This window comes from Myxococcales bacterium (assembly GCA_022184915.1).
Classification (GTDB): Bacteria; Myxococcota_A; Polyangia; order Fen-1088; family Fen-1088; genus JAGTJU01.
This window is the reverse complement of the sequence record JAGTJU010000003.1, coordinates 600,337-627,260: the sequence shown is the minus strand read 5'-3', so window position 1 is coordinate 627,260 and position 26,924 is coordinate 600,337. Positions and strand designations below refer to the sequence as shown.

Sequence of the window (26,924 nt, the reverse complement as noted above, 5' to 3'; positions counted from 1 at the left end):
GGCAACCATGTTCGAGCCGACGACCCTGACATTGAGGCTAAGGCGGAGAAGCGAGACGGGGGCGACAGAGGTCCGCCTTTCGGGGGTAGCACCCTCAGTGCCGCCCCCCCGCACGATCTGTCGGCTTCTGGCGATCCTAGCAGCTTGGAATCAAGGACCGGTTCGGGTTGTGTTGTCTGTGGACGGGACAAACGAGGATACCGAGTGGGCTTTGCGCTGGGACGATGGCCTCCAGTGGCTCGGCCTCCACCAGGTTGACCTCCATCTGGAGGTCCGAGGCTTTCCTGGCACCATGTTGGTGGGTCATGAGCGCTGACGATGAGATCTTCGCCCAGCGGCGCGCAGAGGTTTTGCGTCTGACCTATGCCGAGGGGCTCGGCATACGCGCGATAGCGCGAAACCTCAAGATGGCGAGGAAGACCGTGCGCCAGCTTTTGGATGGAGATCGCTCACACAAGCAGAGGCTATCGGGAGCGCCTCGGGCGCATTTGCTCAATCCCTTTGATGGGGTCATTCGGCAGATTCTGCGGGAGACACCTGATATGCGTGCCCCAGCGGTGCTGGAGCGCCTTCGGGTGATGGGCTACCGCGGCGGCATTACGATTCTGCGGGATCGGCTGCGGACTTTGCGTCCACGTGCGGAGCGCGAGCCCTTCTTGACGCTGGAGTTTCTGCCAGGAGCGGCCGTGCAGGTGGACTGGGCGGACTTCGGCTTTGCACTTCCTGGCTGCCCGAGGCGGGTGAGCGCCTTCGTGATGGTGCTTTGCCACTCTCGCTACCTCTATCTGGAATTCCAGCTCAGCCAAACGATGGGCTCATTTCTGAGATGCATGGACAGGGGGCTGCGATTCTTCAAGGGATCCACCAAGGTCGACATCTTCGACAACATGAAGACCGTCGTGAAGTCGCACACCGCCGCAGGGACCGTCTTCAACCAGCGCTTCCTCGACTATGCGCGCGCCCGCCACTTTGGCGTCGTGGCCTGCAACGTCGCCCGCGGTAACGAAAAGGGCCTCGTCGAGCGGCCCATTGGCTTCATCAGGGAACGTTTCTGGCCGGGGTGTCGCCCCAGCGATCTCCTCGACTTGAACACGAAGGCAGCAGCCTGGCGGGAGACGTTTGCCAACAATCGCATTCACGAGGTGACAGGCAAGGTTCCCGCTCTTGTCTTCGAGCACGAGGAGCAGCAGATGCTTCGGCCTCTCGATGACCTACCATTCAACACGGACGACATCGAAACCGCCACGGTCAGCAAGACCTTTCGCGTGCGTTTCGACAGAAACCTTTACTCCGTACCCCCGCACCTCGTCGATCAAGTCGTGCTCGTACGCGGTGACGACCACCAGGTCTCCATGTACCTCGGACCGAAACTCGTCGCGACGCATCCGCGCTCCTGGGACATCAACAAAGACATCGAGGACCCATCCCACAGGGCGAAGGCACTCGCCCACAAGCCCCGGGCCGGTGGCGCGGAGATTCCACCAGTGCTGGCACGATTGGGGAGCGCGGGGGGGCAGTATTTCAAGATAGTCGCGGCGGGCACGCGATCCATCAGGCGTGAGATCGTCCGCCTTACTTTTCTCGTCGAGCTCTTCGGAGAGTCGGCGACGGCGAGCGCCCTCGAGGAAGTGATGAAGACCGGCCATGTGGGCGCTGAGTACATCGAGTACGTCCTGCGCCATAAGCGGGGCCTCATCCCATCGGCAGAGCCGCTCTACTTGGGAGACCCTGCGCTCGACAGCATCGCCCTACGCGAGCCCGACCTCGGCCTTTACGACCGCCTCGTATCGCCCGCCATGACTCGGGACCCAGGCGACCTTACCCAACAACCAGACCGGGAGGACCCACAGTCATGAGATACACAGGAGACGAAAGTGACATCGAGGTCCTGGCCGAGAAGCTTCGTTGGCTGCGCCTGCCGGGCATGGCCAGAGCCATCAAAGATCTTCTCGCACGCGCGGCCTCCGAGAACCTTACCGTCGCCAACGTCATCAGCCGCCTCTGCGACGAAGAGAAGGACAGCCGCATCCGCAGCTCGGTCGACAGACGCATCAAAGATGCGCGGTTTCCCGAAGTCAACACTGTGGATGCTTTCGACTTTGACTTCGACCCAGCGCGAAAGAAGCTGCGGGCTCGCTACTTGGGGCTTCATGATCTGAACTTCCTCGCCAAGGGCATCAACCCGATCTTCATTGGCGCGCCGGGGACAGGAAAGACCTTCCTCGCACGAGCGCTTGCATATCGCGCTTGCCAAGCCCAGAAGCGCGTCGTCTTCACCTCGGCACCCCGCATGCTCACCGACCTGCATGGTGCGGACATCCACGGCTCACTGGACCGCGCCCTCCGTCGCTACGTACGCGCGGATCTGCTCGCTATCGACGACTTCGCCGTCCTGGCCATGGATCCCGCGCAAGCCAAGCTCGCCTTTCAGGTCATCGCCGAGCGCTACGACTATCGCCGTGCAACCCTCATCACCACCAATCGCGCCTTCAAGGACTGGACCAAGGTCTTTCCCGACGCTCTCAACGCCCAGGTGATCGCCGAACGACTCACCGAGCGCTCCGAGACCTTCGTCCTTGACGGGAAAGGGTACCGATCGAACAGGGCATGAGCCTCGCCGCCTGACCGGGCAGGTTGCCTGCACCCCGGTGGCCGTCACTCAGACGGCCCAGGCCGACGTGCGCCCTCAACCCGGCGCAGGTCAAGGCGAAGAACCGCTACGAAATCACCGGGTGGGCTCCTGGGTACCGGTGATTCCGGCGAAAGTGGTACCCCTCCGCGCCGGTGGCGACAACCGTCAGCTTGCGGGGCGTCGTCTATGAGGTGGACGCTTCGCTCGTCGGCGAAACCGTCTCTTTGCGCTTCGACCCGAGCCGGGTCGGCAAGCCCGTCGAGCTCTGGGTCAAGGGGCGCAAAGTCGGCCTGGCCAAACCCGTCGATGCGTATGCCAACTGCTTCGTCAAACGCGACAACGAGGTGCGCTCCGTCCTGCGTGCCGACCGCGTTGCACCGAATCCGCCAGAAGGACTTCGCCTGCGCGACTTCGACGTCGTCGAGCACCACGACCAAGGAGAGCGATGATGTACCGCAAGCACTTCGGCCTGAACCGCCATCCCTTCGGCAAGGAGGTCGAGCCTGATGACCTCTTTGTCTCATCTGCAAGTCAGGAGCTGTCGGTCCGCCTCAATCACCTCATCGAGATGAGGGGCATCGGCCTCGTCACGGGCGACAGCGGCAGCGGGAAGACCACTGCCTGTCGCAAGGTAGTCTCGGGACTGCACACGGGGCTACACAAGGTGGTCTACGTCGCCCACTCGACCGGCAACGTCATGGACGTCTACAAAGCCATCGCCTGGGAAATGGGCCTGCCCACCGAGCGCAACCGTGCCGCCGTGTATCGGCAGATCCGAACCGAGGTCACACGCCTGACCACCGAGGCACGGTGTCGCCCCATCCTCATCGTCGATGAGGCCCATCATCTCAGGCCTGACGTGCTCGAAGACCTCAGGCTCCTGACCAACTACCAAATGGACGCAGAGAATCGGCTTTGCCTGCTGCTGGTGGGACAATCTGAGCTGCGTCGTCGACTGGGCATGGCTGTCTACGAGGCGCTCAGCCAGCGCATCGTCATGCGCTATCACTTCGCAGGTCTTTCCCGTGAGGAGCTGTCCGGATACTTTGCTCACCGGCTTCGCCTCGCGGGGACCGAGCTGCCGCTCTTTGATCCCGCAGCCCTCGAGGCAACCTTCCAGGCCACAGGAGGTCTGCCACGAAAAGTGAACCTCCTTGCTCACCACGCCCTCATGGCCGCAGCTCTCGCACGGGCCAAATCCGTGACTGTCGAGCACGTCCAGGCAGCTTTGCCGGAGGTCGGGTGACCATGGGCACTACGATTCCATTGGAGGCTGGTCCCATCATCCAGCCCGGGCTCGACGAGCTTTGTGTCGCGCCCGCGATCGGCGTCCTTGCCGCCCTGGACGCCACGCTCGCAGCTGCTGCCCAACAGCTACACGCAGCGCATCCAGACCTAACCCTGGGCGGGCTGGCCTTTGGTGAGCCGCTCTCACCGCAAGCGCGCTCGGCGTACCTCCTTCTCTTTCGCTGTGTCGACTTGCGCACCGCGATCAGGGAATACAGGCACGTGGCCATCGACAACGCCTGCGACCAGCTCGACCTGCCCTTCTGAACCCCGAGAAGAATCCCCAAATCAGCCCCGGCTTCGCCTCAACCGCGCCGGGGCTTCTCCATTTGTGCCCTTATCCAACCCGGCACGCACCCACCCTCCAATCTGAGAAATCAACCCCCTGTCAGGGTGATCTTCGCTGAGAAACTCGAGGTGAGATAGCGTGAGAGACAACAGATGTCGAAGCGGCCACTCAGACGATCTGCCTGACACTTGACGCCGTTTATGACTTGTATGACGTTGCTCAGGAACGCACACCGGCAGGTGCTATCCCGCCTCGGATTGGAACGGTTAAGGACGGCGTGTACACGCCATCGGGTGGCATGAAGGACCGGAAACCAGGATCCGCCTAACGTGCTTGGCGTTAACCCGCGGGCGCGCACGCGCCCGTCGGCGTTCAACGCCTTGTTATCCGGCTCCGCCCCAATCAGTGAAATCAAGAACACTGTCTAGTCTGATTAGGTGAACGCCATCGCCGATCCTTTCGGCCCAGTAGGCGCGGCGCGCATCTTCTTGCCCCGCGCCGGTCCATTCCACGACTAAACGGCTAGATGTCTGACTGCTTTTAATGGTCTCATTGAGATGCTCGTCACAGCCTGAATACCCGATTACCGTTACCCCATCGCTTTCGTGAAGTGCCAACCTGAGTCGCCTCCAGTATTCGGACAGCACGGGCGAAGCGTCAATCACAGACCGCTTGTGGCTGACGTGGGTGAGAACAAGGTGCCTGGTGGGGTAAGGGTTCGCTTCATTCTGAGCTTGCTTGGTCGTTCGCCCGGAAGAGTCATCAATGAAGAGAGGGGTTCCATGAAGATGCAGGTACCAGCCAAAATTCTTGCCGTATCGTCGGTCGAGGTTAGTAGGAGCAAAGCCGCCTTCTGAGTAAAACCCATCGACCAGACAGCCATCGTATCCCTGCAGCACTTTTGCGGCAATCAGCCGCTGGTAGAGGAGATTGTCGTAGTTCACAGTAGCGAGATGACTTCTCGTGGATTGTAGGAAGTCGACGAGCGGCTTCACGAAGGCGTCAGGAAGTGGCTTCGGAGAACGATGTAGATGCCAGGCAACGCGCGTGAAATAGGACATTGTTGCAGCGGGGAAATCCGCGCCATGGTCAGTAAGCCATTTAGCCTCACCTTCAGGCAAGTCCTTCAAGAAGCTGCAGGCAATCAACGCGCGGTGAAGAACATCTAAGTCCCCTTCGCCCCGCGGATGTGTGCCGACGCCCTGCGCTTTAAGGCAACTCTTGATGAGTGCTTTCTGCTCCGGCTCAAGCGCCATTGGTGCTTCCCATACCAGTCTTAAGGCGTTCGCAAGCAGGAAGTGCTCTGAGTCGAGCGCCATTCCAATTCCGTTGCCAATTAAGATGGTCCTTCTGGGCATCGTACAGTCCGGATAACGTGTCGGGCTTCAGCTGCGAAGCCCTTCGACAGGCTCTCACAACCCCTCATGCGCTTCAAGGGCCCAAGACCCATCTTGGTTGTCCACCAACGTTCTGGGCTTCGGCAGCTGCAAGCCTTTGTTCGGCGGCTGAACTCATCATGCACATCTCAGGTGCTTCCCTTAACAACGTCGCCGCACTTGTCTTCGGGCCCTGCGTCCTTCGGTCCTTATCCGAACCCAACCGCCTGCCCCGATGCGAGCGAATCCGGCCCTGCCATCCATGCGCTTGCGAGCACCCGGCCTCGTTTCCCCATTTTCATGGGTGTCACCGACTGGCCGGCCTCATCCCTTCGAGCATCCCTCCCGGTCCGAACCTGCTGCCCCGATGCGAGCGAATCCGGTCCTGCGTTCCATACGCCTTGCGAGCCCCGGCCTCGTCTCCGCATTTTCACCGACTGGCCGGCCTCATCCCTTCGAGGATCCTCCCCAATCACTTCCCTCTGCCTCGCTCTACCTGCGGCCGCGCAGAGGACTCCGGACCCTATTTGCAGAACCGATGCTGGCACCCGACAGACCCGATGCTGGCGCCCTATAAGTGCTCCGACGACATCGATACAGCCACGCCCATCCCTTCTCGGCTCTTCGTCCCGGTCTCCCTCCCCTCCAGACCGTCGCCTCGAGCCCCCTCCGTACTTCTCCCTCTCCCCGGGCCGGTCCGCCGAACGTGATGGGCATTAAGCTGCGGCCGCGAAGCGGCCGTCAGTCTTCAATGCCTGGTTCGACGGCGGCGTCTCTCGCCACCGACGCTCCGCCCTGACGCGTCGGCTTCTCGTAGGAGAAGTATCGCCCAGAGCGCAGATGCTTCGGGCCATGCTGAGCGTCCCAGTTCGCTCGCCTTGCCGCCTCCAGTAGGGCTTCCAACTCCTCTGAGTCTTCAGGGGTTTTCGCGTCGTTCTGCAAGAGTTAGACCTCGCTCGTCACTCTTCCAATGATAGCACCGATGCACCAAGTGGGAGTATTCGCTACGGAACAGCGCAAGCCCCCGCTGGAACCGCCTCTCGACATCTTCCGCCGGAACGTCATGACCACCCGCGGCGACTCTGGCCGCCACACGCTTCAAGGCCAAATCCGCCGATGGCAGCTCGATGAAGTGGAGTTGGGTGCGGTATCCGAGGCTCTTCCACTTTACGATCCTCCTTGCGTACATCCGCGAAGACAGCGTCGATTCTATTGCGAAGCTCCTCCGCAAGGACTCCAAACGCGACAAGCGGCGAAGTAGCTCTCGGCCTGCTGCGAACGGGTGATCGAACTCGTTACTCTCTCGCTGGATCTCATCTGCGTTCAAGAACGTGGCTTCGGGATAACGTACGTGCAGGAACTGCCTGGCGAACGTTGTCTTGCCGGCGCCGTTCGCACCCGCGATCAGGATGGCGTCTATTCTCCCTGCGCCCATGGCTCAATTCTCGTCCGTCGAACGTGTCGGGCTTCAGCTGCGAAGCCCTTCGATAGGCTCTCACAACCCCGCAGGCGCTTCAAGGGCCCAAGACCCATCTTGGTTTTCCACCAACGTTCTGGGCTTCGTCAGTTGCAAGCCTTTGTTGGGCGGCTGAACTCATCGTGCACCCCTCTGGTACCTCCCTCCAGGACGTCGCCGCAGTCGTCTTCGGGCCAGGCACCTCCTGTTCCTTTCTTCGTTTCAAGCCGTCCGAATTGTTGCCTCCGTATTCCGGCCTCGCACTCGCACTCTTGCAGCGGGGGTCAATGACCTCGCTTCTCTCAGTTTCAAACTCTTGCCAGAGATCTCCAAGAGATGTCCAAGAAGCCAACTTCCACGATTGCTTCCTTTGCCTCGCCCCGCCGGGCAGACCGATCCGAATCTGCACAACCGGTCCTTGCCACCAACCAAAGCTCCGCCGACATCGACGTGGCCGTGCTCGACTCTTGTCGGCTCTTGGTCCGGATCTCCCACCCTGTGCAGACAGACGTCCCAAAACCAGTGCCCTCCCGACATCGACACAGCCACACCCATCCCTTGTCGGCTCTTGGTGCGGATCTCCCACCCCTTACTCACCGAAGCCTCGAGCCCCTCCGTACTTCGCCCTCTCCCCGTGCCGGTCCGCCCAACGTGTCGGGCTTCAGCTGCGAAGCCCTTCGACAGGCTCTCACAACCCCTCATGCGCTTCAAGGGCCCAAGACCCATCTTGGTTGTCCACCAACGTTCTGGGCTTCGGCAGCTGCAAGCCTTTGTTCGGCGGCTGAACTCATCATGCACATCTCAGGTGCTTCCCTTAACAACGTCGCCGCACTTGTCTTCGGGCCCTGCGTCCTTCGGTCCTTATCCGAACCCAACCGCCTGCCCCGATGCGAGCGAATCCGGCCCTGCGCTTGCGAGCACCCGGCCTCATTTCCCCATTTTCATGGGTGTCACCGACTGGCCGGCCTCATCCCTTCGAGCATCCCTCCCGGTCCGAACCTGCTGCCCCGATGCGAGCGAATCCGGTCCTGCGTTCCATACGCCTTGCGAGCCCCGGCCTCGTCTCCGCATTTTCACCGACTGGCCGGCCTCATCCCTTCGAGGATCCTCCCCAATCACTTCCCTCTGCCTCGCTCTACCTGCGGCCGCGCAGAGGACTCCGGACCCTATTTGCAGAACCGATGCTGGCACCCGACAGACCCGATGCTGGCGCCCTATAAGTGCTCCGACGACATCGATACAGCCACGCCCATCCCTTCTCGGCTCTTCGTCCCGGTCTCCCTCCCCTCCAGACCGTCGCCTCGAGCCCCCTCCGTACTTCTCCCTCTCCCCGGGCCGGTCCGCCGAACGTGGTTGGCGTTAAGCTGCAGTGCCCGCCAACGCCTCAGGACCGCATTGTCGCTTGCGCCCCGCCAGCGTGTTTAGGTTCAAGAAGAATGCCCGTGGCACTGTCAGCCTTCAACGCCCGGTTATGCCGCCTTCACCGGTCGCTTCTTGGCTCGCTGGAGCTCCTCCCGCACAACCCGTCTCAGTACCTTCTCGACTGACCCGCTCGCACCAGCCATATGCGAACGTAGGGCTTCATTGATCATCGACTGATAATTGCCACCACCCGCGACGTCTGCTTGCTCTCGAAACCAGTCAAGAATGTCGTCATCAATGCGGATAGTTATCCTGGTTTTTCCCGGAGACTGTGCGACGACAGGCCCACGCTTCGCTTGGCTAAAATCGTAGTTCTTTTTCATTTGTCCACCTCGTATTGTGTTCGCTCGCTTTGGGTGGCCTTTCGAGCTGAGATTAGGCGAAACCGTCCGCCACGTGGCGTCCACGACACCACCAGGATGCGCCCGAGTGAGTCCATCCCCAACGTTACGAATCTCTCTTCTCTGGGGTGGGGGTCGTCCCGAGTTAGGGCGAGCGGATCCTCAAGGACTGCCACCGCATCGGCGAAGTCAACCTTGTGCTTTACAAGGTTGTCGCGGCGTTTCTTGGGGTCCCATTCGAAGCTCACTGCTGTAAGTGTATGCACAGTTGTGCATACGTGCAAGTCCCGTTTGGAGAGTTACTCGCTTGGCGGTCGGCATAACGTGATTGGCGTTAACCCGCAAAGCCCGTTAACGTCGAAGACAGCATTGTGGCTCGCATCACGTTGCCGTGTCTAGGTTCAAAAGTAACCTGCGAGCTTTGTCGGGTTCAATGCCCGGTTGGGCGGCGGGCTGGGGTTGCCGGATCATCCTCGCTGTACCGAGTGACTTCCCCTACTGCGTTGGTACCCACGTCGGGTCTGTTGGCAAAGTCTCGCGCGTGACAACCAGGGGTATCCCTTCGTCCCTGCACCAGTTCTCAAGGGCGGCAAGGATCTCGCCGCGTCGGAGGCGTGCCCAATGAGGGGCCTTGACGATGTCGCTCCATCTGTCGTCAGTTGGGAAAACGACCTTCACGCGGCCCATGGGCATCTCGAATACAAGCTGACCAGCGTCGCACTTGCATACAAGTTCCTCTCTCCACCTTGGCGTGAATATGTATAGCGACATTGTCAGATTGCTTTAAAGACGCTGATCACTTCTCAAGTAAATTGCCAGCATTCGTGGCGCCGACAAGCCATCACCAATTCTCATGGTGTCCGCCCAACGTGTGAAGTTCAGCTGCGGTGCCTACTGAGGCTCCAAGACCGCATTGTCGCTCGCGTGCCACCGCAATGTCTAGGATCACGGTGACGTATGCGGCACCGGCAGCTGCAACGATCGGTTGGGCGGCGTCTCATCGACCAAGGATCACATCAATTCCAGACAGTACCAGGCTGAGTTTGGGGCGGGGGAGCTTCCCGACTCGCTCGGACAGGTCTGTCTTGTCGATGGTCACGATTTGCGAGACGTTCGCAACTGAGTCCTTTGGCAGCCCGGTCGCCGCCGCCGAAAGCAGTACGTTGGCTGGTGCCGCCGCCCACTTTAAGTTGCTCGTCAAACTTACGCAGACGGTGGTGGAGATGCGGCTGCGGTTGAGCGCATCACCTTGAACCACGACAACGGGCCTTCGGAACCCTGGTTCCGAACCACTTGGCTCTCCGATGTCTACCCAACAAACGTCTCCTTGACTCACGGCTACCACTCGGCGCGCCTCAACGTGCGGCGGGCAGCAGTTGTGGCGAACGTGTCGTCAGGCTCGTCCACAGCGGCGACAACCCGATTCATCTCCTCGGTCACTTGGTCCGGGGCGTGACGAGCAACGTATTCCGACAACGCACGGCTGTAGAGTTCGCTGCGAGAACGCTTCAGACTACGAGCAAGGCGCTCGGCGTCTTCGAATATCGCGTCGGGGATAGAGATGGCCGTCTTCATACCCTTAGTATGACCCGGTATGACCACTAGTCAAACCGAAAAAACCTGCCGCAGTCCGCCCAACGTGTTGGCGTTAACTTGCAAAGCCCACTTCGCGAACGCCCACAGCATCATGGCGCTTGCCCCGCGCTGGCGTGTCTAGGTTCTCGAAAGCGCCTGCGGGCTTTGACAAGTTCAACGCTGGGTTGGGCGGCTGCATCGGAATCATGCGGCAGTCTTCACGTTCTCGCGAATGATCCGTGGATGACGAGCCGCGATCCGGAGCAGACCGATTGCAGGGCCCTCCGGATGTCGGCGCCCCTGTTCCCAGTTGCGCAATGTGTGAACGCTGATTCCCATAGCCTCGGCAAACTGCTGTTGAGTCAACCCAACGAAATGCCTGAGAGCGGACACATCCTCGCCAGACTCAATCTTCCCGTCCATCAGCCGCTTACGTAGGCTCGCTGATATTGCCCGTGACAACTGCTCGTCCGTTAGCTCATCAATCATGTTTTCAGCCTCCTTCCTTGTAACTTCGGTACCGGCTCGCTTCGCGCTTGGTTGCCCAGCGTGCGCTGATGATTCGAATCGTGTCGCCATCTCTCTCAGTATAGACGACGACGATAACCCCTCGGATAACTGGGCCTATCGCGATGAATCTGTCCTCGTCCAAAGAGTTCGCGTCATCGAAGATCTCAAGATAATCCTCCCCGCTGGTGAAAAGCGAACTTGCCTCTTCGAACGACACGCCGTGCTTGGAGCGGTTTGACGCGTCCTTCGCTTCATCCCAGGCAAATCGCACTCATGAAGTATAAGCCCACGGCTTACTAAGTCAATGGCATAGCGCGATGTGGTCCGCCCAACGTGATTGGCGTTAACCCGCAAAGCCCGTTAACGTCGAAGACAGCATTGTGGCTCGCATCACGTTGCCGTGTCTAGGTTCAAAAGTAACCTGCGAGCTTTGTCGGGTTCAATGCCCGGTTGGGCGGCGGGCTGGGGTTGCCGGATCATCCTCGCTGTACCGAGTGACTTCCCCTACTGCGTTGGTACCCACGTCGGGTCTGTTGGCAAAGTCTCGCGCGTGACAACCAGGGGTATCCCTTCGTCCCTGCACCAGTTCTCAAGGGCGGCAAGGATCTCGCCGCGTCGGAGGCGTGCCCAATGAGGGGCCTTGACGATGTCGCTCCATCTGTCGTCAGTTGGGAAAAGGACCTTCACGCGGCCCATGGGCATCTCGAATACAAGCTGACCAGCGTCGCACTTGCATACAAGTTCCTCTCTCCACCTTGGCGTGAATATGTATAGCGACATTGTCAGATTGCTTTAAAGACGCTGATCACTTCTCAAGTAAATTGCCAGCATTCGTGGCGCCGACAAGCCATCACCAATTCTCATGGTGTCCGCCCAACGTGTTGGCGTTAACTTGCAAAGCCCACTTCGCGAACGCCCACAGCATCATGGCGCTTGCACCGCGCTGGCGTGTCTAGGTTCTCGAAAGCGCCTGCGGGCTTTGACAAGTTCAACGCTGGGTTGGGCGGCTGCATCGGAATCATGCGGCTGTCTTCACGTTCTCGCGAATGATCCGTGGATGACGAGCCGCGATCCGGAGCAGACCGATTGCAGGGCCCTCCGGATGTCGGCGCCCCTGTTCCCAGTTGCGCAATGTGTGAACGCTGATTCCCATAGCCTCGGCAAACTGCTGTTGAGTCAACCCAACGAAATGCCTGAGAGCGGACACATCCTCGCCAGACTCAATCTTCCCGTCCATCAGCCGCTTACGCAGGCGCGCTGATATTGCCCGTGACAACTGCTCGTCCGTTAGCTCATCAATCATGTTTTCAGCCTCCTTCCTTGTAACTTCGGTACCGGCTCGCTTCGCGCTTGGTTGCCCAGCGTGCGCTGATGATTCGAATCGTGTCGCCATCTCTCTCAGTATAGACGACGACGATAACCCCTCGGATAACTGGGCCTATCGCGATGAATCTGTCCTCGTCCAAAGAGTTCGCGTCATCGAAGATCTCAAGATAATCCTCCCCGCTGGTGAAAAGCGAACTTGCCTCTTCGAACGACACGCCGTGCTTGGAGCGGTTTGACGCGTCCTTCGCTTCATCCCAGGCAAATCGCACTCATGAAGTATAAGCCCACGGCTTACTAAGTCAATGGCATAGCGCGATGTGGTCCGCCCAACGTGTTTGGGCTTAAGCTGCGAAGCCCTTTCGAAAGGGTCTCACAACCCCTTCAGCGCTTCAAGAGCCTCAGGTGCATCCAGGTTTTCTTCTGCAGTCCTGGGCTTCGTCAGCCTTCAAGCCCGGGTTGGGCGGCGGTCGAAGATGTTGTCGTCGAATTCTTGTGCCTCCCGCCGAAGGAACACCTTCTTGTTGCTCCCGAACCCGGATCGTGTCCTGACACCCCCGATATCGTGAATTCTAGGCTGAAGGCGCATCTTCATACCCTTGGCACATCAACTTGAGGCAAGGAACAACAGCAGGAACCCATTGATGTCGTGTATGCCAAACTGGCGCCCCCACGGCCGCTCCGTAGGCTCTTCGACGACTTCGACTCCCCTAGACTTCAGCTCCCGACAGAGTTCATCCAAGTCGTTTCCAACATGCACGTAGATCGAGCATGTTTTGTGCTTGAGAAGCGTGGGGTCTGCCTCGTGAAAATGTATGCGCGCGGCACTTGCGTGTGAACGGTCACCTGACGACACTCGGGCATGCGTTGGTGGATCGCCCCATTCAAAGTCAAGACGAAAGCCGAGAACGTCGCAATAGAACGCGACCGTCTTTCTCACGTCTCCCACCAACAGCACCGTCTGCGCTCCGTGTAGCTCGTGGCGATCTGTCTGCTCGGCCGCTCTCATCAGGTTCCCAATTCGTCCGCCCAACGTGGTTGGCGTTAAGCTGCAGTGCCCGCCAACGCCTCAGGACCGCATTGTCGCTTGCGTCCCGCCAGCGTGTTTAGGTTCAAGAAGAATGCCCGTGGCACTGTCAGCCTTCAACGCCCGGTTATGCCGCCTTCACCGGTCGCTTCTTGGCTCGCTGGAGCTCCTCCCGCACAACCCGTCTCAGTACCTTCTCGACTGACCCGCTCGCACCAGCCATATGCGAACGTAGGGCTTCATTGATCATCGACTGATAATTGCCACCACCCGCGACGTCTGCTTGCTCTCGAAACCAGTCAAGAATGTCGTCATCAATGCGGATAGTTATACTGGTTTTTCCCGGAGACTGTGCGACGACAGGCCCACGCTTCGCTTGGCTAAAATCGTAGTTCTTTTTCATTTGTCCACCTCGTATTGTGTTCGCTCGCTTTGGGTGGCCTTTCGAGCTGAGATTAGGCGAAACCGTCCGCCACGTGGCGTCCACGACACCACCAGGATGCGCCCGAGTGAGTCCATCCCCAACGTTACGAATCTCTCTTCTCTGGGGTGGGGGTCGTCCCGAGTTAGGGCGAGCGGATCCTCAAGGACTGCCACCGCATCGGCGAAGTCAACCTTGTGCTTTACAAGGTTGTCGCGGCGTTTCTTGGGGTCCCATTCGAAGGTCACTGCTGTAAGTGTATGCACAGTTGTGCATACGTGCAAGTCCCGTTTGGAGAGTTACTCGCTTGGCGGTCGGCATAACGTGATTGGCGTTAACTTGCAAAGCCCACTTCGCGAACGCAAGCAACCGCATAGTGCCTGCACCACGTCGGCCTGTCTAGGTTCTCGTAAACGCCGACGGGCTTTGTCAAGTTCAACGCTGGGTTGGACGGCCAGCGCGCAACCGACCACTATGGACAGTTGACGATTCGCTTCAAGGCGCACCTCCGCAGACTCCAGAGGTGCACTGCGGGATAAGCGCGGCTGTACATGTCGCGCATTTGTTTTCGCATTCTTCCAATCCCTGGCTCAGCCGCTGCCATTGCGCAGTGGCCGCAGCCGAGCGATTGAGCGGCGCCTGGGCACATAGCCCGTTCGCGAACGTGTGGCATCCGGTCGAGACGGCGACGCAGTCTTCATTGGTCTGGCAGCTACGGTTTTCTTCCAAGAACACCCTCGCCGCCTCGATCTCTTCAGTGCAGTCGCCGCAGGCAACCAAACTTAGGCCGATTGAAGACGCAGCCACACGCAATGCCATAGACCATTTCATCGTAAGTTCCTTTTTGAGAGATGTGAGCCCGTGAAAGCTTCAGCAAGCCAGATTGCGAAGCGACTTATTCACCGCGCCAGGCGGAGGCAGGAAGCAGCGGAGGACTAAGCTGAGCCTCCATTTCGTGCACTCCTCTGCAACGTTCGCGCCAAGTAAGAACGCCGCCCAGTAGCCAACTTTTCTGAGAGTTTCCGTCACACAAAGCGGCGGAGCATGACCTCGCATGTCGTGCTTTGGTCGAGGAGGGCATTCCCGGCTTCGTCGATGAGGGAAGTCCGTCCAACGTTAATTGTACTGCTGCTGGTATGGTATCGCACTGCGGCCCTTTCTTGAATAAAACGCCGTGGGTGCCAGCAAGTCGTTACAATCCTTGGGGTTACTTCTTTGGGGTTGGTTTATTGAAGAACTGGGATAAAGGGGTGGGGCGGGCGGTGAGGTCCAGGGGGCTCATGACGCCCATGGGGCCTCGGTTCAGGACGTGGGTGTAGATCATGGTGGTGCGGACGTCGCTGTGGCCAAGGAGCTCCTGGATGGTGCGGATGTCTTGGCCGGCCTCCAGGAGGTGGGTGGCGAAGGAGTGGCGCAGGGTGTGGGCCGTGGCGGGCTTGGTGATGCCCGAGGCAAGTACGGCTTCCCGGATTTGGCGCTGGATTCCGGTTTCGTGCAGGTGGTGCCGGCGGCGTTCTCCGGTTTCGGTGTCCACGTAGTGGCGGCTGGCGGGGAAGATCCATTGCCACATCCATTGCCGGGCGGCGGCGGGTGACTTTCGTTCAAGGGCGTGAGGCAGGTGTACGTAGCCTGCGCCCTCGGCGAGGTCGCGTTCGTGTTGGCGCTGGGCCCAGCGCATGTGTTTGGCCAGCGGCTCGGCAACGAAGCTCGGCAGCATGGTGCGGCGGTCCTTGGCGCCTTTGCCTCGGCGCACGGTGATGGTCGAGGTTTCGAAGTCGATGTCCTTCACGCGCAGGTTGAGGGCCTCCAGGAGGCGCAGGCCGCTGCCGTACATGAGGGCGGCCACGAGCCAGGTGGAGCCCCGCAAATGGTTGAGTACGGCGTGAGTCTCTTGGCGGGTCAGCACGCAGGGCACGTGCACGGGGGCTTTGGCTCGCTGGATGGTGTCGAGCCAGTCGAGGGGGCAATCGAGCACGTGTTTGTAAAGGAACAGGAGGGCCGCTTGGGCTTGGTTCTGTGTCGAGGCGCTCACGTGTCTTTCGGCCGCCAGGTACGAGAGGTACGCGGCAACCTCGGCGGCGCCCATGTCTTTGGGGTGTCGCTTGCGGTGGTACAGGATGAAGCGGCGCACCCACTGGGTGTAGGCGGCGCAGGTACGGGGGCTGTAGTGGCGAACGCGCAGGGCCAGGCGAAGTTGGTCGAGAAGGCGGGGTGGGGCGGACGTGGGGGTGGGGGCGGGGTTGAGGGGCAGTACACGGCTCATGCTGAGCCTTCGGTGAATCCCGGGGAAAGTTGCGTGAATTTGGGGCGTTGGGGCTAACGGGGCGGGACTCGGGGGGTGGGGCGGGGCGTTCGCTCGCAACGGCGGGGCGTTCGCGGCATCTTGTGGGGCATGATCGATCTCTACAGCTTCCCCACACCGAACGGGCTCAAGGTTTCCATCATGCTGGAGGAGGTGGGGCTGCCCTACCGGGTGCACACGGTGCACATCGGCAAGGGAGAACAGCACACACCTGAGTTCTTGGCGGTCAACCCGAACGGCAAGATTCCGGCGATCGTCGACAGTGAGGGGCCGGGGGGTAGGCCCATCACTGTGTTCGAGTCTGGGGCCATCCTGATCTACCTGGCCGAGAAGACGGGCAAGCTGCTACCGGTGGAACCGGAGGGGCGCTACGAGGCGCTGCAGTGGTTGATGTTTCAGATGGGCGGGATCGGGCCGATGTTTGGGCAGTTCAATCACTTCGTGACGTACGCGCCGGAAAAGGTGCCTTACGCGATCGATCGGTATACGAAGGAGGTGAACCGGCTCTTGGCTGTGCTGAACGGGCACCTGGAGAGCCGGGCGTATCTCGCAGGGGAGTACTCCATCGCCGACGTGGCCAGTTACGCGTGGGTGAAGTCTCGCCAAGGCCTGGGTGGCTTCGAGGAGTATCCCCACGTGGCAGCGTGGCTCGAAAGGGTGGGCGCGCGGCCGGCGGTGCAACGAGGGTTGTTGATTCCGCCGCGCCCGTGAGGTGCCTGGGACGAAGGCCGCGTTTGCCCGCCGTTGGCGGGGGTTCTTGGAAGCAGACGTAGCTGGCGTGGGGTCAGGGGGCCGCGGGGCCGGGCTCTGGCTCTGGCTCGCCGAACGTGTCGTCCTGATGTGAGGGCGACAGCTCCAGCTCGAAGTCTTCTTCCACGAAGCCGCCGCCGCATGATGTCCCGACAGACTCCGTGGGGATGATCAAGGCCAGGACCTCCCCGGCGCTTCGAAGCTCTTGGCTCGAGCTGACAAGCTCACCTTCCCACCGGGCTGCCAGGGTGGCGGGCCCTGGGGCCACATCGAAAAGGGCGTCACAGCCGTCGTCTCCCGTGAAGCCATCCCAGGTTTCGTGGCCGCCAGCGGTGAGCCACACGAAGACGCCTGGCAGGGGCTCTCCGGTGTCCTTGAACACGCATACCTGAACGTCGATCCGCTGCGCTCCGTCGGGCTGTGCCGGCACGGGGATGTCGTCGAAACTCGGATCGACCACGAATTGGGGAAGGGCGCGCAGAAATGGGGATGCCCAGCGATCGGAGCGCGCGGGCGCCCGGTCGCTCTCGTATGTCTTGGCCGAGGCGGAGTCTTTTGGGGCAGGGTCAGGGGCAGCGCCTGGTGCGGAGGGCAGGTTGCGGGACTGGGCTTTCCAGACGATCAGGGCCGCTAGGCACGTCGAAACACCGAAGGAAGCGCGCATCACATGCTCCTTTCGCCCGAAGGCCGCGAAAATGCGGCCGCGCTGGGGGGTTGCTGTGTTCGACCTTCGCTGCGGGGGGAAGGGTCAAAAAGCGCTGTGCACCTGTAGAGGCGCGGGCACGGAGGCCTTCAGTGCACGCGCTGGCCGGGTTTGGCGCCGTCGTCGGGGGAGAGCACGAAGATGTCGTCGCCTCCGGGGCCCGCGGCTATCACCATGCCTTCGCTCATGCCGAACTTCATCTTGCGGGGCTTGAGGTTGGCCACGATCACCACGAGGCGGCCCACGAGGCTTTCGGGGCTGTAGGCGCTTTTGATGCCGGCGAAGATGGTGCGCTGGGTGTTGCCGCCCAGGGTCACGGTGAGCTGGAGCAGCTTGTCGGCGCCCTTTACGGGCTCGGCGGTGAGCACGCGGGCCACACGCAAGTCCACCTTGCCGAAGTCGTCGATGGTGCACTCGGGCGCGAGGGGTTCGGCTTCGAGGGCGGCGGCGTCGTCGCGGGGGGCGGGGGCTTCGGGGGCTTCGGGGGTGGGGGGCGCGGTGGCGGAGGCCTCGAGCACTTTGGCCACGGCGGCGGGATCCACCCGCTGCATGAGGTGTGTGAAGGGGGATAGGGGTGTGCCGGCCAGCGGGGTTTTGCTTTCCTCCCAGCTGGCGAAGGGGGCGTTGAGCAGGGCGGCGCTGTCGGCGGCAAGCTTGGGCAGCACGGGGGCCAGGTAAAGTGCCAGTTGGCGGTAGAGGTTGATGGCCACGGTGCACACGTCCTGCGCTTCGGCCGCGCGGGTGGGGTCTTTGCGCAGCTTCCAGGGTTCTTTGCGATCGAAGTACTCGTTGGCCGCATCGGCCAGCGACATCACGAGGCGCATGGCTTTGTTCGTGTCCCACGCGGCGTAGGCGCTGGCGATCTCGTCGCCGGCGGCGGCGGCTTTGGCGAAGAGGCCTTCGTCGTCGGGGTAGGTGGGGGATAGGCCGCTGTCCTGCAGGAACTTGGCGCTGCGGCTGGCGAGGTTCACCACTTTGTTCACGAGGTCGGCGTTGACCTTCTGGGTGAACTCTTCCAGGTCGAGGTCGATGTCTTCGGGTTTGGGGCCAAGCTTGCTGGCGTAAAAGTAGCGCAGGGCTTGAGGGTCGAGGTGTTCGGCAAAGGCGCTGCCGGTGATGAAGGTGCCTTTGCTCTTCGACATCTTCTCGCCGTTGACGGTGAGAAAGCCGTGGATCTGCACGCGGCGGGGCAGGCTGTAGCCCGCGGTTTTGAGCATCACGGGCCAAAACAGGGTGTGGAAGTACACGATGTCTTTGCCGATGACGTGATAGATGTCGGTCGTGGGCGATCGCCACCAGTCGTCGAACGACTGGCCGGTTTTGCGGCACCAGGCAAGGGTCGAGGCCAGGTAGCCGATGGGGGCGTCGAACCACACGTACCAGTAATGGCCGGGGGCATCGGGGATCTCGAAGCCAAAGTAAGGGGCGGGGCGCGAGACGTCCCAGTCTTTGAGGGGCTCGGAGAGAAAGTGGCCTTTGAGGTAGTTGGCGATGCTGGGGTGCAGGCGATCGCCGGTTTGGGTCCATTCTTCGAGGAAGGCGTGTTCACGCTCGATGTTCACGAAGAGGTGGGTGGCCGATCGGGTCTCGGGGGTGCTGCCGGAGAGGGTGCTCACGGGGTCCACGAGTTCGGTGGGCGAGAAGGTGCTGCCACATACGTCGCAGCCGTCGCCGTACTGGTTCTTGGCGCCGCACTTGGGGCAGGTGCCTTTCACGAAGCGATCGGCCAGGAACACGCCGGCGCTGGGATCGTAAAGCTGCGTGATCTCGCGTTCGCTCACGAGGCCGTGGTCACGGAAGGTCTTCCAGAAGGCGTGGCAAAGCTCGCGGTTCTCGTCCGAGTTGGTGCTGCCGTAGTGATCGAAGTGCACGCTGAAGGTGGCGAAGTCGCGCTGATGGGCGGCGCTCATCTCGGCCAGTAGGGCTTCTTCCGAACGGCCTTCTTGGCGGGCGCGCATCATGATGGCGGTGCCGTGGGTGTCGTCGGCGCAGATGTACGCCACCTTGCGGCCGAGCAAGCGCTGGAAGCGGACCCAGATGTCGGTCTGGATGTACTCCACCAGGTGGCCAAGGTGAATGTGGCCGTTGGCATAGGGCAGGGCGCTCGTGACGAGGAGGCGGCGATCGGTCATGGGGCAGGGAATCTGCCACACGGCAGGGGTGGCCGGCACCCCCGGGGGCGCGCTTCCGCGCGGGGGTCAGTACAGGCGGCGGACCTGGCTTCCCTGGTAGTAGTGGGCCAGGATGTCCTTGTAGCGCATGCCGGCTTCGGCCATGCCCATGGCGCCGCTTTGGCACATGCCCACACCGTGGCCGAACCCTGCGCCCACGAAGCGAAAGGCGCTGGGGACCTTGGGGTCACCTACGGGTGTGACCGAAAACAGGGCGCTTTTGAGGCCGCCCAGAAGACGACGAATGTGCAGGTCGCCGCGCGCTTCGGCTTGTCCTTGGCTGCCTTCCAGCTTCAGCGCGCCGATGCGGCCAGAATAGCCGCGCGCAAGCGGCGTCAACGCGCGGAGTGTGCCCACGTGGGGGTAGGCTTCGGCCACCAGGCGCGACAGTTCGGCATTGGCGAGGGTCTGCTCCCAGCGAAACTGCCGCGCGCCGATGCTGGTCCTGCCTGCGTAGGCGCTTGCGGGGTCCAGGCGCAAAAAGGCGTCGATGTTCGTGTCGTTCACGCCCTCGGCGAAGGCTTTCCACTCGGGGCGGCGGCTGGCCAGAAGGTCGGGGCGGCCGCGCAAGGCGGGGTCGGGGGGGCCGCCCCAGATGAAGTCGTTGTGCTCGGAGATGCCTCCCGAGTTGGCGCTGTAGCGGGCATCGACCAGGCGGCCGTCGGCGCGGAACAGGACCTGTCCGCGGGTGTCTTTGACGGCCTTGGTGGTGCGCGGGTGGGCTTTGCCGGCACCTGCATACACCTGGCATTGCTGGGTCGAGCAGATGAGGAAGGGATCGGCGTGGTGCCGCATGCCCAGGCTCGCGAGCAGCTCGGTGCGCGCGGCCACAGCCTGGGACTTGAGCGCCTCTTCGTGGCTGCTGGGGTAGATCTCCGAGGGCACGAGGCCTTCGAGCAGGCGTTCGGCGTCGATGGCGTTCACGGCCACGAGGCGGCCGTCGTTGCCCACGGTGACGTAGACCTGGCCATGGTAGGCGCGGGTCTGGCGCTTCGGGGGGCCAAGCTGCGAGCCGCCGCCGCCGTGCTCGACGTCGTACATGGTCACGGTGGCGCCTTTGGCCTTGGGCACGAACCACAGCACCGAGGGGTTGCGTACCTCCACCCCCGAGGGGTGGCGGGCCACCACCGTGCCGGCGGGACGTTCGGCGAGCTCTTCGTAGAGCGAGGTCTCGAGGCTGTAGGTCTTCGCCAGGGCGTCGGCGCGGCGCCGGCCGGCGCCCGGGCTTTCGGGGGCCACGGCCACCAGGGTTTTGCGGCTGTCGAACACGGTGCCTTCCACGCCAAAGACGGTGCCCACCTCGAAGCCTCGCGGTGAAAAGCCGCGGGTTTTCCAGGTGGCAAGGGCCTCCCGTACCTCCGCGCCGTGGCCGGCCGGGATCTCGGCCACCACGGTCCACGTGCGGACCACACCGGGGGTCGGCTTTTCCACTGACAGGGTCCACACGCCCGGGCCCGCGTCGATCTGCGCCCCGCCCTCGCCGTCGGGCCATACCAGCAAGGGCTCGTCCCCCCCGAGACGCACCTGGCCCTGGTGGCTCATCAGCTCCACGGTGACGAGAGGCAGGCCTTCGGCAGTGAATGAAAAGCCGTTGCTGTAGAGAATGCGCAGCTTGTCCTGGCTCGAAACCTCGTCAGGGCCGGCCAGGACGGTGCCGGGGGCGCTGCCAGCGGCGGCCAACAAGGCGAAGGCTAAGGCGGGGAAGCGGCGCATCGGAATCAGGCTAACGGCGTGCCGGCGCGGGGGCAAGGCGCCCTCGGGGTCAGGCCCCCGCGTCGGGGTGCAAGGCTTCGAACCCACAGGGCGAAACGCCGAAGCGGTCCTGGGCGGGGTCGTAGGTCACGCGGCCGAGAGGCAGCGCGGGATCGTGCGTGAAAAACAGCACGCCCCCGCGGGCCCACAGGTCTTCGAGACACGCGCGCTTTTCGTCGATGAGGCGCTCGGGGAAGCGGTCATAGCCCATGGTGATGGGCAGGTGCACCCAGGCGGCTCCGGGGATGAGGTCCGAAGCGAAGACGAGCGGGCCGGCGGGGGTGGCAAGCTCGGTCAGCAACAAGCCGGGGGTGTGGCCCTCGCTCGTGAAAAAGCGGTACCCCGGGCCGAGCACGCGGCCTTCGTCACCGGGCTCGACCAGTTCGAGCCGCCCCGAGGCTTCGAGCAACGGCGCGAGGCCCGGAATGAACGATGCGCGGTCCCTGGGGTGGGGCGCGCGCGCCCGCGCCCAGGCCTCGGCGCCCACCACCACCCGCGCCCGGGGGAAGGCGAGCGTGAGGGCACCGCCGTCGTAGGGCGCGAGCAGCCCGCCGGCGTGGTCGAAGTGCAGATGCGAGAGCACGATGACGTCGATGTCGGCGGGCGAGAGTCCCTGCGCAGCCAAGCTCGCCACCAGGCGGTGCTCTGGCTCTTGCACGCCGTAGCGGGCACGCAACTTCGGCTCGAAGAAGGCACCGATGCCGGTCTCGAAGAGCAGGTGGCGCGGGGGCGCACCGGGGACCGTTTCGCGCACCAACAAACACCGGCAGGCCAGTGAGACGCGGTTGTCGGCGTCGGCGGTCAACCAGCGGCTCCAGAGCGCCTTCGGCACGTTGCCGAACATGGCGCCGCCATCGAGCCGCTGCGTGTTGCCCTCGAGCGCCCAGAACGTGCGGCCGGGGGGCGGAGGAGAGCTCGGCAACGAGGTTGCAGACGTCATGAGTACACCTGCCGTTCATCTTGTGCTGAGATCAGCCCCCCATGCCAGCTTTGCCCTCGCCCGCCGTGCTCATGTTCGGGACCGACGCCCCGGTCCCTGAAAGGCGATCGCTCACGGCGGGGCCGCTGTCGGCGGTGCTCGAAGGCGGGCAGCTCCGCGCGATCTGCTGGCAGGGGCACGAGGCGATGCGCGGGATCGCGTTCCTGGTGCGTGACGCGAACTGGGGCACCTACGAAGCGCAGCTCACCGGCGTACGCGTCGTGCAAACGGCCGAGGGCTTCGAGGTCAGTTACGCGGGCACGTGCGAGGGCCCGGGGGCAAGGAGGCCTCAGGCGCTCACGTTCACGGCACGCATCGTGGGCCAGGCCCGCGGCACGCTTGCCTTCGAGGTCCATCTCACGCCGCAAACGGATTTCGTCACGAACCGGGCGGGGCTCGTGGTGCTGCATCCGCTCGACGGGGTGGCGGGCGAGCCGGTCATGCTCACGCACACGGACGGCCGCACGGAGGCTGCGCGTTTTCCCAAACACGTCAGCGGCTCCCAGCCCTTTTTCGACCTGCGCGCCTTGGCCCACGAGGTCCGTCCGGGCGTCACGTGCACCTGCACGATGGAAGGCGAAGCGTTCGAGACCGAAGACCAGCGCAACTGGACGGACGCCTCCTTCAAGACGTACGGACGGCCGCTAGCAAAACCCTTCCCGTTCACGCTGCCAGCGGGGCAGCTGGTCAGCCAGGCGGTCCGGCTCTCGTTCGCGGCGGCAGGGCCCAGCCCGCACCTCGTGGTCGAGGGGCCCGCGGCCGAAACCTTCCAGCTCGGTCCCCCCGCGGGACGGCTACCGGCGCTCGCACTTGCCGTGGCCCCCGACGAGCTGGCCGCCACAGAGGCCCACGGCGAGGCCCTCCGGGCGCTGCGCCCCGCCTGGCTGGTCGGCCGCTGCGAAGCGCAGACCGATCCGGCGTACCTGCGAGCGCTCGCGCGCCTGGCCCACGAGGTGAACGCGCAGGTGTGGCTCGAAGCGCCGGTGGTCTGTGGGTCCGATGTCGCGCACGAGCTGGCCCCGTTGGCCGCGCTCGTCGCGGAGGCGGGGCTGCCGCTGGGTGCGCTCACCCTCACACCGCGGGCGCTCCTGCGGGGCGGGCCGGGGGCCGACACCGCCACGCAGGCAGCGCTTTTTGCGGCAGCCCGGCGGGCATTTCCGGGCGTGCGGCTGGGCGGCGGGGTCATGACCCACTTCACCGAGCTCAACCGCCACCCGCCGCCTCGCGACGGGATCGACTTCGTCACACACACCACGTGTCCCATCGTGCATGCCGCCGACGACGAGTCCGTCATGCAAACGCTGCAGGCGCTGCCCTGGGTCTTTGCCTCCGCGTGGCAGCTGACGAACGCCCCGGCTTACTTCATCGGACCCTCGGCGATCGGCCTGCGCTTGCATCCCGCCGGCGCGGGCCCCGCCCCGAACCCACGCGGGCTGCGTGTGCCGATGGCCAGCAGCGATCCTCGCCAGCGGGGTCTGTTCGGCGCGGCGTACTACGCGGGCTATGCGGCCCAGGCCGCGCGCGCGGGCATCGAAGTGCTCACCTTGGGCGCGCTCACCGGGCCCCCCGGCGTGGTCGCAAGCCCCGGGTCCTGCGCCGTGCCGGGCCCCATGCATGCCCCTGCCTGCGTCTACCCTGCGTTCCACGTGCTGCGGTGGCTGGCGGAGGCCCAGGGCCGCCCCCGCCTCGGCTGTAGCGCGCATCCCGGCACCGCAGTCGATGCCTTTGCGTTCGCCGCGGACGCGCAGCGGGTGCTGATCCTGGCCAACGTGACGGAGCGGCCCCAGCTCGTTCACCTGCTGGCCGCTCCGCACGCCCGGGCGCAGGTGCTTGCCAGCGACAACGTGCGGGAGGCGGCCCACGCTCTTCATGGTCTTGGCGGGGCCGAAGAGGGAAACGCGCTCGAGGACGGCGAGCGGCTCCTATTGCCCCCCTACGCCGTGGCGCGTGTCGTAGTGTGAGGCGTCCGTCCGGGCAGGCGTGCCCCCGGGGTTCGGGGGTAAACTCGTTAGATGCTGGAGCTCCTCGACCACGGCGCCGTTCGCGAACTGCGCCTCGCTCGCCCGCCCGTCAATGCGCTCGACCCTGCCCTGCTCGTGCGTCTCAACGAAGCTTTGGGTCAGGCGGAACGGGAGGGCGTGGGGGCCGTGGTGCTCTCGGGGGCACCGGGGCGGTTCTCGGGCGGGCTCGACGTGCCGGCCTTGCTGGCGCTCCCACGTCCCCAGATCCGTCAAGCCTGGGTGGCCCTCTTCGACCTGCTCGCGTCCCTGGCGCACGCCCCGATGCCCGTGGTGGCCGCGCTCACCGGCCACAGCCCTGCGGGCGGGACCGTGCTGGCGCTTTACGCTGACTACCGGGTGTTGGCTGCGGGCCGCTACGTGGTGGGGCTGAACGAAGTGCAGGTGGGCCTTCCGGTCCCGCCTTTTCTCTACCGCGCCCTCACCTTCGTGGTGGGAGAGCGCCAAGCCGCGCGCCTCGGCGTGGCAGGGCTTCTGCTCGAAGCCGATGAGGCCCTGCGCGTGGGCTTGGTCGACGAGCTCGCGCCCGTGGAGGAGGTCGTGCCCCGGGCCCTGGCGTTTGCCCACGACCTTCTCACCCGGCCCCGCACGGCGATGTTGCAGACGCGCGCCCACGCCCGCGCGCCCTTGCGCGAGGCGTTCGCGAGCGTGACCCCCGCCCTCATCGACGGCGTGGTCGAGCAGTGGTTCAGCGAGGAGACACAAACCACCCTTCGGAAATTGGTCAGTCGGCTCGGCAAGGGCTAACGCAGAGCCCCGGAAAAAAGGGGATGCCGCGGGGGGCCGCGTCCGCTAAGCTGCGCGGATGATCGATCGTAACGGAACAGGCCACACCCGCGAGGTTCGCGGGTGAGGGGGGCGAGTCACTTCGCAAACATGGGGAGCCTTCGATGAACCGCAGTCACGCGCAAGGCAAGCGTCAGCGCGAGGCGGAGAAGGCCCGCAAGAAGCAAGATAAGGCCGAGAGGTTACGCCGCAATCGAGAGATGCGGGCGTCGGGCAGGGACCCGGACATCGACGAGTCCGCCAGCCCCCAAAACCTCCCGGAAGTCAGTCTTGAAGATGTGATGACCTCGGGCGTCGCGCCCCGGCCTCCACGCAGCGAACGGGGTCCGACGAAACTCTTCGTGGGTGGTCTCAACTGGGACACCAACGAAGCCGGCCTGACCGAAGCGTTCTCCCGTTTTGGTCCGCTGGTGGAAGCCACGGTGATCGTGGACCGCCACACCGGAAGCTCCCGGGGCTTTGGCTTCGTGACCTTCGAGGCCCCGAGCGCCGCCGCCGAGGCCATCCGAGAGATGGACGGCGCCGAGCTCGACGGGCGCATCTTGAAGGTCAACCCCGCCGACCGCGGCTAACGCCCGCAGGCGTGCAAGCTCCCGTTGCCCTGCCGCTTTCCGCGGCGGCGCAACAGGAGCTTTTCTGCGTCTGCCTCTCAGGGCGCCTTTTCTTCCACGAAATAGGCCGTGCGGTGCCGGGCCCCGGGCAGGTGCGAGTCCCAGCAGGAAGCGAACAAAACACCAGCTTCACGCGCCCACTGTTGCAGGTAGACACGGAGCACCGAATGAGGGCCTTGCCGCGGGCTATCGGCTTACGGCACATGGAGCAAACCAACGAGGAAGAGGCAGGGGCGTCCGACATGCGCACAGTGTACCCGGCGCCCGGGCAAAAACCCCTGCCTCGTCACTTCGATCTCCACCCGGGGCCGCCTGGGCGAGCTTGGCCGTCTCCTTGGGGCACGGACGCTATTTGTTACCGAGTCCGCCGGCTACCCGCGTGGCTTCCTCCACGGCCCGCGCGAGCACGCTGCGGATGCGGCCATCTTCCAGCGTCAACAGCCCCGCGATCGTGCAACCGCCCGGCGTGGTGACCTGGTCCTTCAAGGCCGCCGGGTGCAGGCCCGTTTCGAGCACCATGCGCGCCGAGCCCTGGAACATCTGCGCCGCCATCTGGAAGGCAACGTCGCGCCGCATCCCCATCATCACGGCCCCATCGGCCAGCGATTCCAGCATCAGGTACACGAAGGCAGGCCCGCTGCCGTTGAGCGCGGTCACCACGTCCATGTTCTTTTCGTCGATCTCCACGCAGCGTCCGCACGCCTGGAAGATCTCCATGGCGAGAGCGATCTGCGCGTCGGTGACCCCCAAGCCCCGCGCCAGCGCCGTCATGCCCTCCCCAATCAACGCCGGGGTGTTCGGCATGGCCCGGATGATCGCGATGCCCGGAAGCCACGCAGCGATTTGCTCGACCCGCACGCCCGCCGCCACGCTGATGACCAGCTTGCCGGCGAGCGCCTTGCGCATGCCCTCCGTGTCGAGCGCGTCCTTCATCGTTTGCGGTTTCACGGCCACCACCACGACCGACGCGAGCCGTGCCACCTCTTCGGCGTCGGTGGTGGTCCGCACGCCATGACGTTCCGCCACGGCGTCAGCGGTCTTTTTGTAGCGGTCGGCGCCTTGCACCTGCGCGGGGGTCAGCGCCCCAGCCCGCAGAACCCCACGCATGATGGCTTCGCCCATGGTGCCGCAGCCGATGAACCCCAAAATCTTGTTTCCTTCGAGCATCGCGGCCGGATCGTGTCCGAAAGCCC

At 63.5% G+C, this 26,924-nt stretch carries 28 protein-coding genes; 9 read left to right on the top strand and 19 right to left on the bottom strand.

All coding sequences use genetic code 11. The annotated features are described in order from the left end of the window. Nucleotides 1–305 precede the first annotated feature (305 nt). From istA to KA712_14095, 5 genes are all read left to right on the top strand, one after another. Nucleotides 306–1,856 (top strand): IS21 family transposase, encoded by a 1,551-nt coding sequence (gene istA, locus KA712_14115; GenBank protein MCG5054095.1) that lies wholly within the window; start codon nucleotides 306–308, stop codon nucleotides 1,854–1,856. Further along, nucleotides 1,853–2,611, top strand: a complete 759-nt coding sequence (gene istB, locus KA712_14110; GenBank protein ID MCG5054094.1) for an IS21-like element helper ATPase IstB — start codon at nucleotides 1,853–1,855, stop codon at nucleotides 2,609–2,611. The genes istA and istB overlap by 4 nt, the downstream gene beginning before the upstream one ends. 173 nt (nucleotides 2,612–2,784) lie before the next feature. After that, nucleotides 2,785–3,081: a hypothetical protein gene (locus KA712_14105; protein ID MCG5054093.1), complete on the top strand. Its 297-nt coding sequence runs from the start codon at nucleotides 2,785–2,787 to the stop codon at nucleotides 3,079–3,081. Beyond that, nucleotides 3,078–3,878, top strand: coding sequence for an AAA family ATPase (locus tag KA712_14100; protein MCG5054092.1), 801 nt, complete (start codon nucleotides 3,078–3,080; stop codon nucleotides 3,876–3,878). Before KA712_14105 ends, KA712_14100 begins: the two co-directional genes overlap by 4 nt. A gap of 2 nt (nucleotides 3,879–3,880) precedes the next feature. Then, a complete protein-coding gene (locus tag KA712_14095; GenBank protein MCG5054091.1) occupies nucleotides 3,881–4,186 on the top strand; it encodes a hypothetical protein in 306 nt (101 codons plus the stop codon). Between the two features lie 405 nt (nucleotides 4,187–4,591). Here the strand turns inward: KA712_14095 and KA712_14090 are convergent, their stop codons facing one another. The 14 genes from KA712_14090 to KA712_14025 form a co-directional block, all read right to left on the bottom strand. Beyond that, on the bottom strand, nucleotides 4,592–5,527 hold the full coding sequence (locus tag KA712_14090) for an SIR2 family protein (GenBank protein MCG5054090.1): 936 nt from the start codon (nucleotides 5,525–5,527) through the stop codon (nucleotides 4,592–4,594). Between the two features lie 973 nt (nucleotides 5,528–6,500). Continuing rightward, nucleotides 6,501–7,019, bottom strand: a complete 519-nt coding sequence (locus KA712_14085) for an AAA family ATPase (GenBank protein MCG5054089.1) — start codon at nucleotides 7,017–7,019, stop codon at nucleotides 6,501–6,503. Between the two features lie 1,490 nt (nucleotides 7,020–8,509). Beyond that, the gene (locus KA712_14080; GenBank protein ID MCG5054088.1) at nucleotides 8,510–8,785 is read right to left on the bottom strand and encodes a BrnA antitoxin family protein; all 276 of its coding nucleotides are present in this window, start codon (nucleotides 8,783–8,785) and stop codon (nucleotides 8,510–8,512) included. Beyond that, nucleotides 8,782–9,051 (bottom strand): BrnT family toxin, encoded by a 270-nt coding sequence (locus KA712_14075; GenBank protein MCG5054087.1) that lies wholly within the window; start codon nucleotides 9,049–9,051, stop codon nucleotides 8,782–8,784. The genes KA712_14080 and KA712_14075 overlap by 4 nt, the downstream gene beginning before the upstream one ends. 749 nt (nucleotides 9,052–9,800) lie before the next feature. Further along, nucleotides 9,801–10,148, bottom strand: coding sequence for a type II toxin-antitoxin system PemK/MazF family toxin (locus KA712_14070; protein ID MCG5054086.1), 348 nt, complete (start codon nucleotides 10,146–10,148; stop codon nucleotides 9,801–9,803). Beyond that, nucleotides 10,142–10,378 carry a ribbon-helix-helix domain-containing protein gene (locus KA712_14065; GenBank protein ID MCG5054085.1) on the bottom strand — a complete coding sequence of 79 codons (237 nt, stop codon included), beginning with the start codon at nucleotides 10,376–10,378 and terminating at the stop codon, nucleotides 10,142–10,144. Before KA712_14065 ends, KA712_14070 begins: the two co-directional genes overlap by 7 nt. 204 nt (nucleotides 10,379–10,582) lie before the next feature. Next, nucleotides 10,583–10,867: a helix-turn-helix domain-containing protein gene (locus KA712_14060; protein ID MCG5054084.1), complete on the bottom strand. Its 285-nt coding sequence runs from the start codon at nucleotides 10,865–10,867 to the stop codon at nucleotides 10,583–10,585. Nucleotides 10,868–10,871: 4 nt separating this feature from the next. Then, a complete protein-coding gene (locus KA712_14055) occupies nucleotides 10,872–11,159 on the bottom strand; it encodes a BrnT family toxin (GenBank protein MCG5054083.1) in 288 nt (95 codons plus the stop codon). A gap of 747 nt (nucleotides 11,160–11,906) precedes the next feature. Then, a complete protein-coding gene (locus tag KA712_14050) occupies nucleotides 11,907–12,191 on the bottom strand; it encodes a helix-turn-helix domain-containing protein (protein ID MCG5054082.1) in 285 nt (94 codons plus the stop codon). 4 nt (nucleotides 12,192–12,195) lie between these two features. Further along, entirely contained in the window at nucleotides 12,196–12,483 is a 288-nt protein-coding gene (locus KA712_14045; GenBank protein ID MCG5054081.1) for a BrnT family toxin, read from the bottom strand. Nucleotides 12,484–12,818: 335 nt separating this feature from the next. After that, a complete protein-coding gene (locus KA712_14040) occupies nucleotides 12,819–13,220 on the bottom strand; it encodes a VOC family protein (protein ID MCG5054080.1) in 402 nt (133 codons plus the stop codon). Nucleotides 13,221–13,365: 145 nt separating this feature from the next. Continuing rightward, nucleotides 13,366–13,641 (bottom strand): BrnA antitoxin family protein, encoded by a 276-nt coding sequence (locus tag KA712_14035; protein ID MCG5054079.1) that lies wholly within the window; start codon nucleotides 13,639–13,641, stop codon nucleotides 13,366–13,368. Further along, nucleotides 13,638–13,907, bottom strand: coding sequence for a BrnT family toxin (locus KA712_14030; GenBank protein ID MCG5054078.1), 270 nt, complete (start codon nucleotides 13,905–13,907; stop codon nucleotides 13,638–13,640). Before KA712_14030 ends, KA712_14035 begins: the two co-directional genes overlap by 4 nt. 959 nt (nucleotides 13,908–14,866) lie before the next feature. Continuing rightward, nucleotides 14,867–15,922, bottom strand: coding sequence for an integron integrase (locus tag KA712_14025; protein MCG5054077.1), 1,056 nt, complete (start codon nucleotides 15,920–15,922; stop codon nucleotides 14,867–14,869). Between the two features lie 129 nt (nucleotides 15,923–16,051). Between KA712_14025 and KA712_14020 the strand changes: the two genes are divergently transcribed. Next, a complete protein-coding gene (locus tag KA712_14020; protein MCG5054076.1) occupies nucleotides 16,052–16,672 on the top strand; it encodes a glutathione S-transferase N-terminal domain-containing protein in 621 nt (206 codons plus the stop codon). Nucleotides 16,673–16,745: 73 nt separating this feature from the next. On the opposite strand, the gene KA712_14015 is transcribed toward KA712_14020, so the two are convergent. The 4 genes from KA712_14015 to KA712_14000 all read right to left on the bottom strand — a co-directional run bounded on the left by KA712_14015 (nucleotide 16,746) and on the right by KA712_14000 (nucleotide 22,277). Further along, on the bottom strand, nucleotides 16,746–17,375 hold the full coding sequence (locus KA712_14015) for a carboxypeptidase-like regulatory domain-containing protein (GenBank protein ID MCG5054075.1): 630 nt from the start codon (nucleotides 17,373–17,375) through the stop codon (nucleotides 16,746–16,748). A 128-nt stretch (nucleotides 17,376–17,503) separates the two neighbouring features. After that, nucleotides 17,504–19,546, bottom strand: coding sequence for a methionine--tRNA ligase (gene metG / locus KA712_14010; GenBank protein MCG5054074.1), 2,043 nt, complete (start codon nucleotides 19,544–19,546; stop codon nucleotides 17,504–17,506). A 66-nt stretch (nucleotides 19,547–19,612) separates the two neighbouring features. Beyond that, nucleotides 19,613–21,298 carry a SpoIID/LytB domain-containing protein gene (locus KA712_14005; GenBank protein MCG5054073.1) on the bottom strand — a complete coding sequence of 562 codons (1,686 nt, stop codon included), beginning with the start codon at nucleotides 21,296–21,298 and terminating at the stop codon, nucleotides 19,613–19,615. A gap of 49 nt (nucleotides 21,299–21,347) precedes the next feature. Further along, nucleotides 21,348–22,277, bottom strand: coding sequence for an MBL fold metallo-hydrolase (locus KA712_14000; GenBank protein MCG5054072.1), 930 nt, complete (start codon nucleotides 22,275–22,277; stop codon nucleotides 21,348–21,350). Nucleotides 22,278–22,318: 41 nt separating this feature from the next. Between KA712_14000 and KA712_13995 the strand changes: the two genes are divergently transcribed. The 3 genes from KA712_13995 (at nucleotide 22,319) to KA712_13985 (ending at nucleotide 25,692) form a co-directional block, all read left to right on the top strand. Continuing rightward, a complete protein-coding gene (locus tag KA712_13995; GenBank protein MCG5054071.1) occupies nucleotides 22,319–24,277 on the top strand; it encodes a hypothetical protein in 1,959 nt (652 codons plus the stop codon). A gap of 51 nt (nucleotides 24,278–24,328) precedes the next feature. Continuing rightward, nucleotides 24,329–25,081, top strand: coding sequence for an enoyl-CoA hydratase/isomerase family protein (locus KA712_13990; protein MCG5054070.1), 753 nt, complete (start codon nucleotides 24,329–24,331; stop codon nucleotides 25,079–25,081). 320 nt (nucleotides 25,082–25,401) lie between these two features. After that, the gene (locus KA712_13985; GenBank protein MCG5054069.1) at nucleotides 25,402–25,692 is read left to right on the top strand and encodes an RNA-binding protein; all 291 of its coding nucleotides are present in this window, start codon (nucleotides 25,402–25,404) and stop codon (nucleotides 25,690–25,692) included. A 387-nt stretch (nucleotides 25,693–26,079) separates the two neighbouring features. On the opposite strand, the gene proC is transcribed toward KA712_13985, so the two are convergent. After that, the gene (gene proC / locus KA712_13980; protein MCG5054068.1) at nucleotides 26,080–26,898 is read right to left on the bottom strand and encodes a pyrroline-5-carboxylate reductase; all 819 of its coding nucleotides are present in this window, start codon (nucleotides 26,896–26,898) and stop codon (nucleotides 26,080–26,082) included. Between the last annotated feature and the right edge of the window lie 26 nt (nucleotides 26,899–26,924).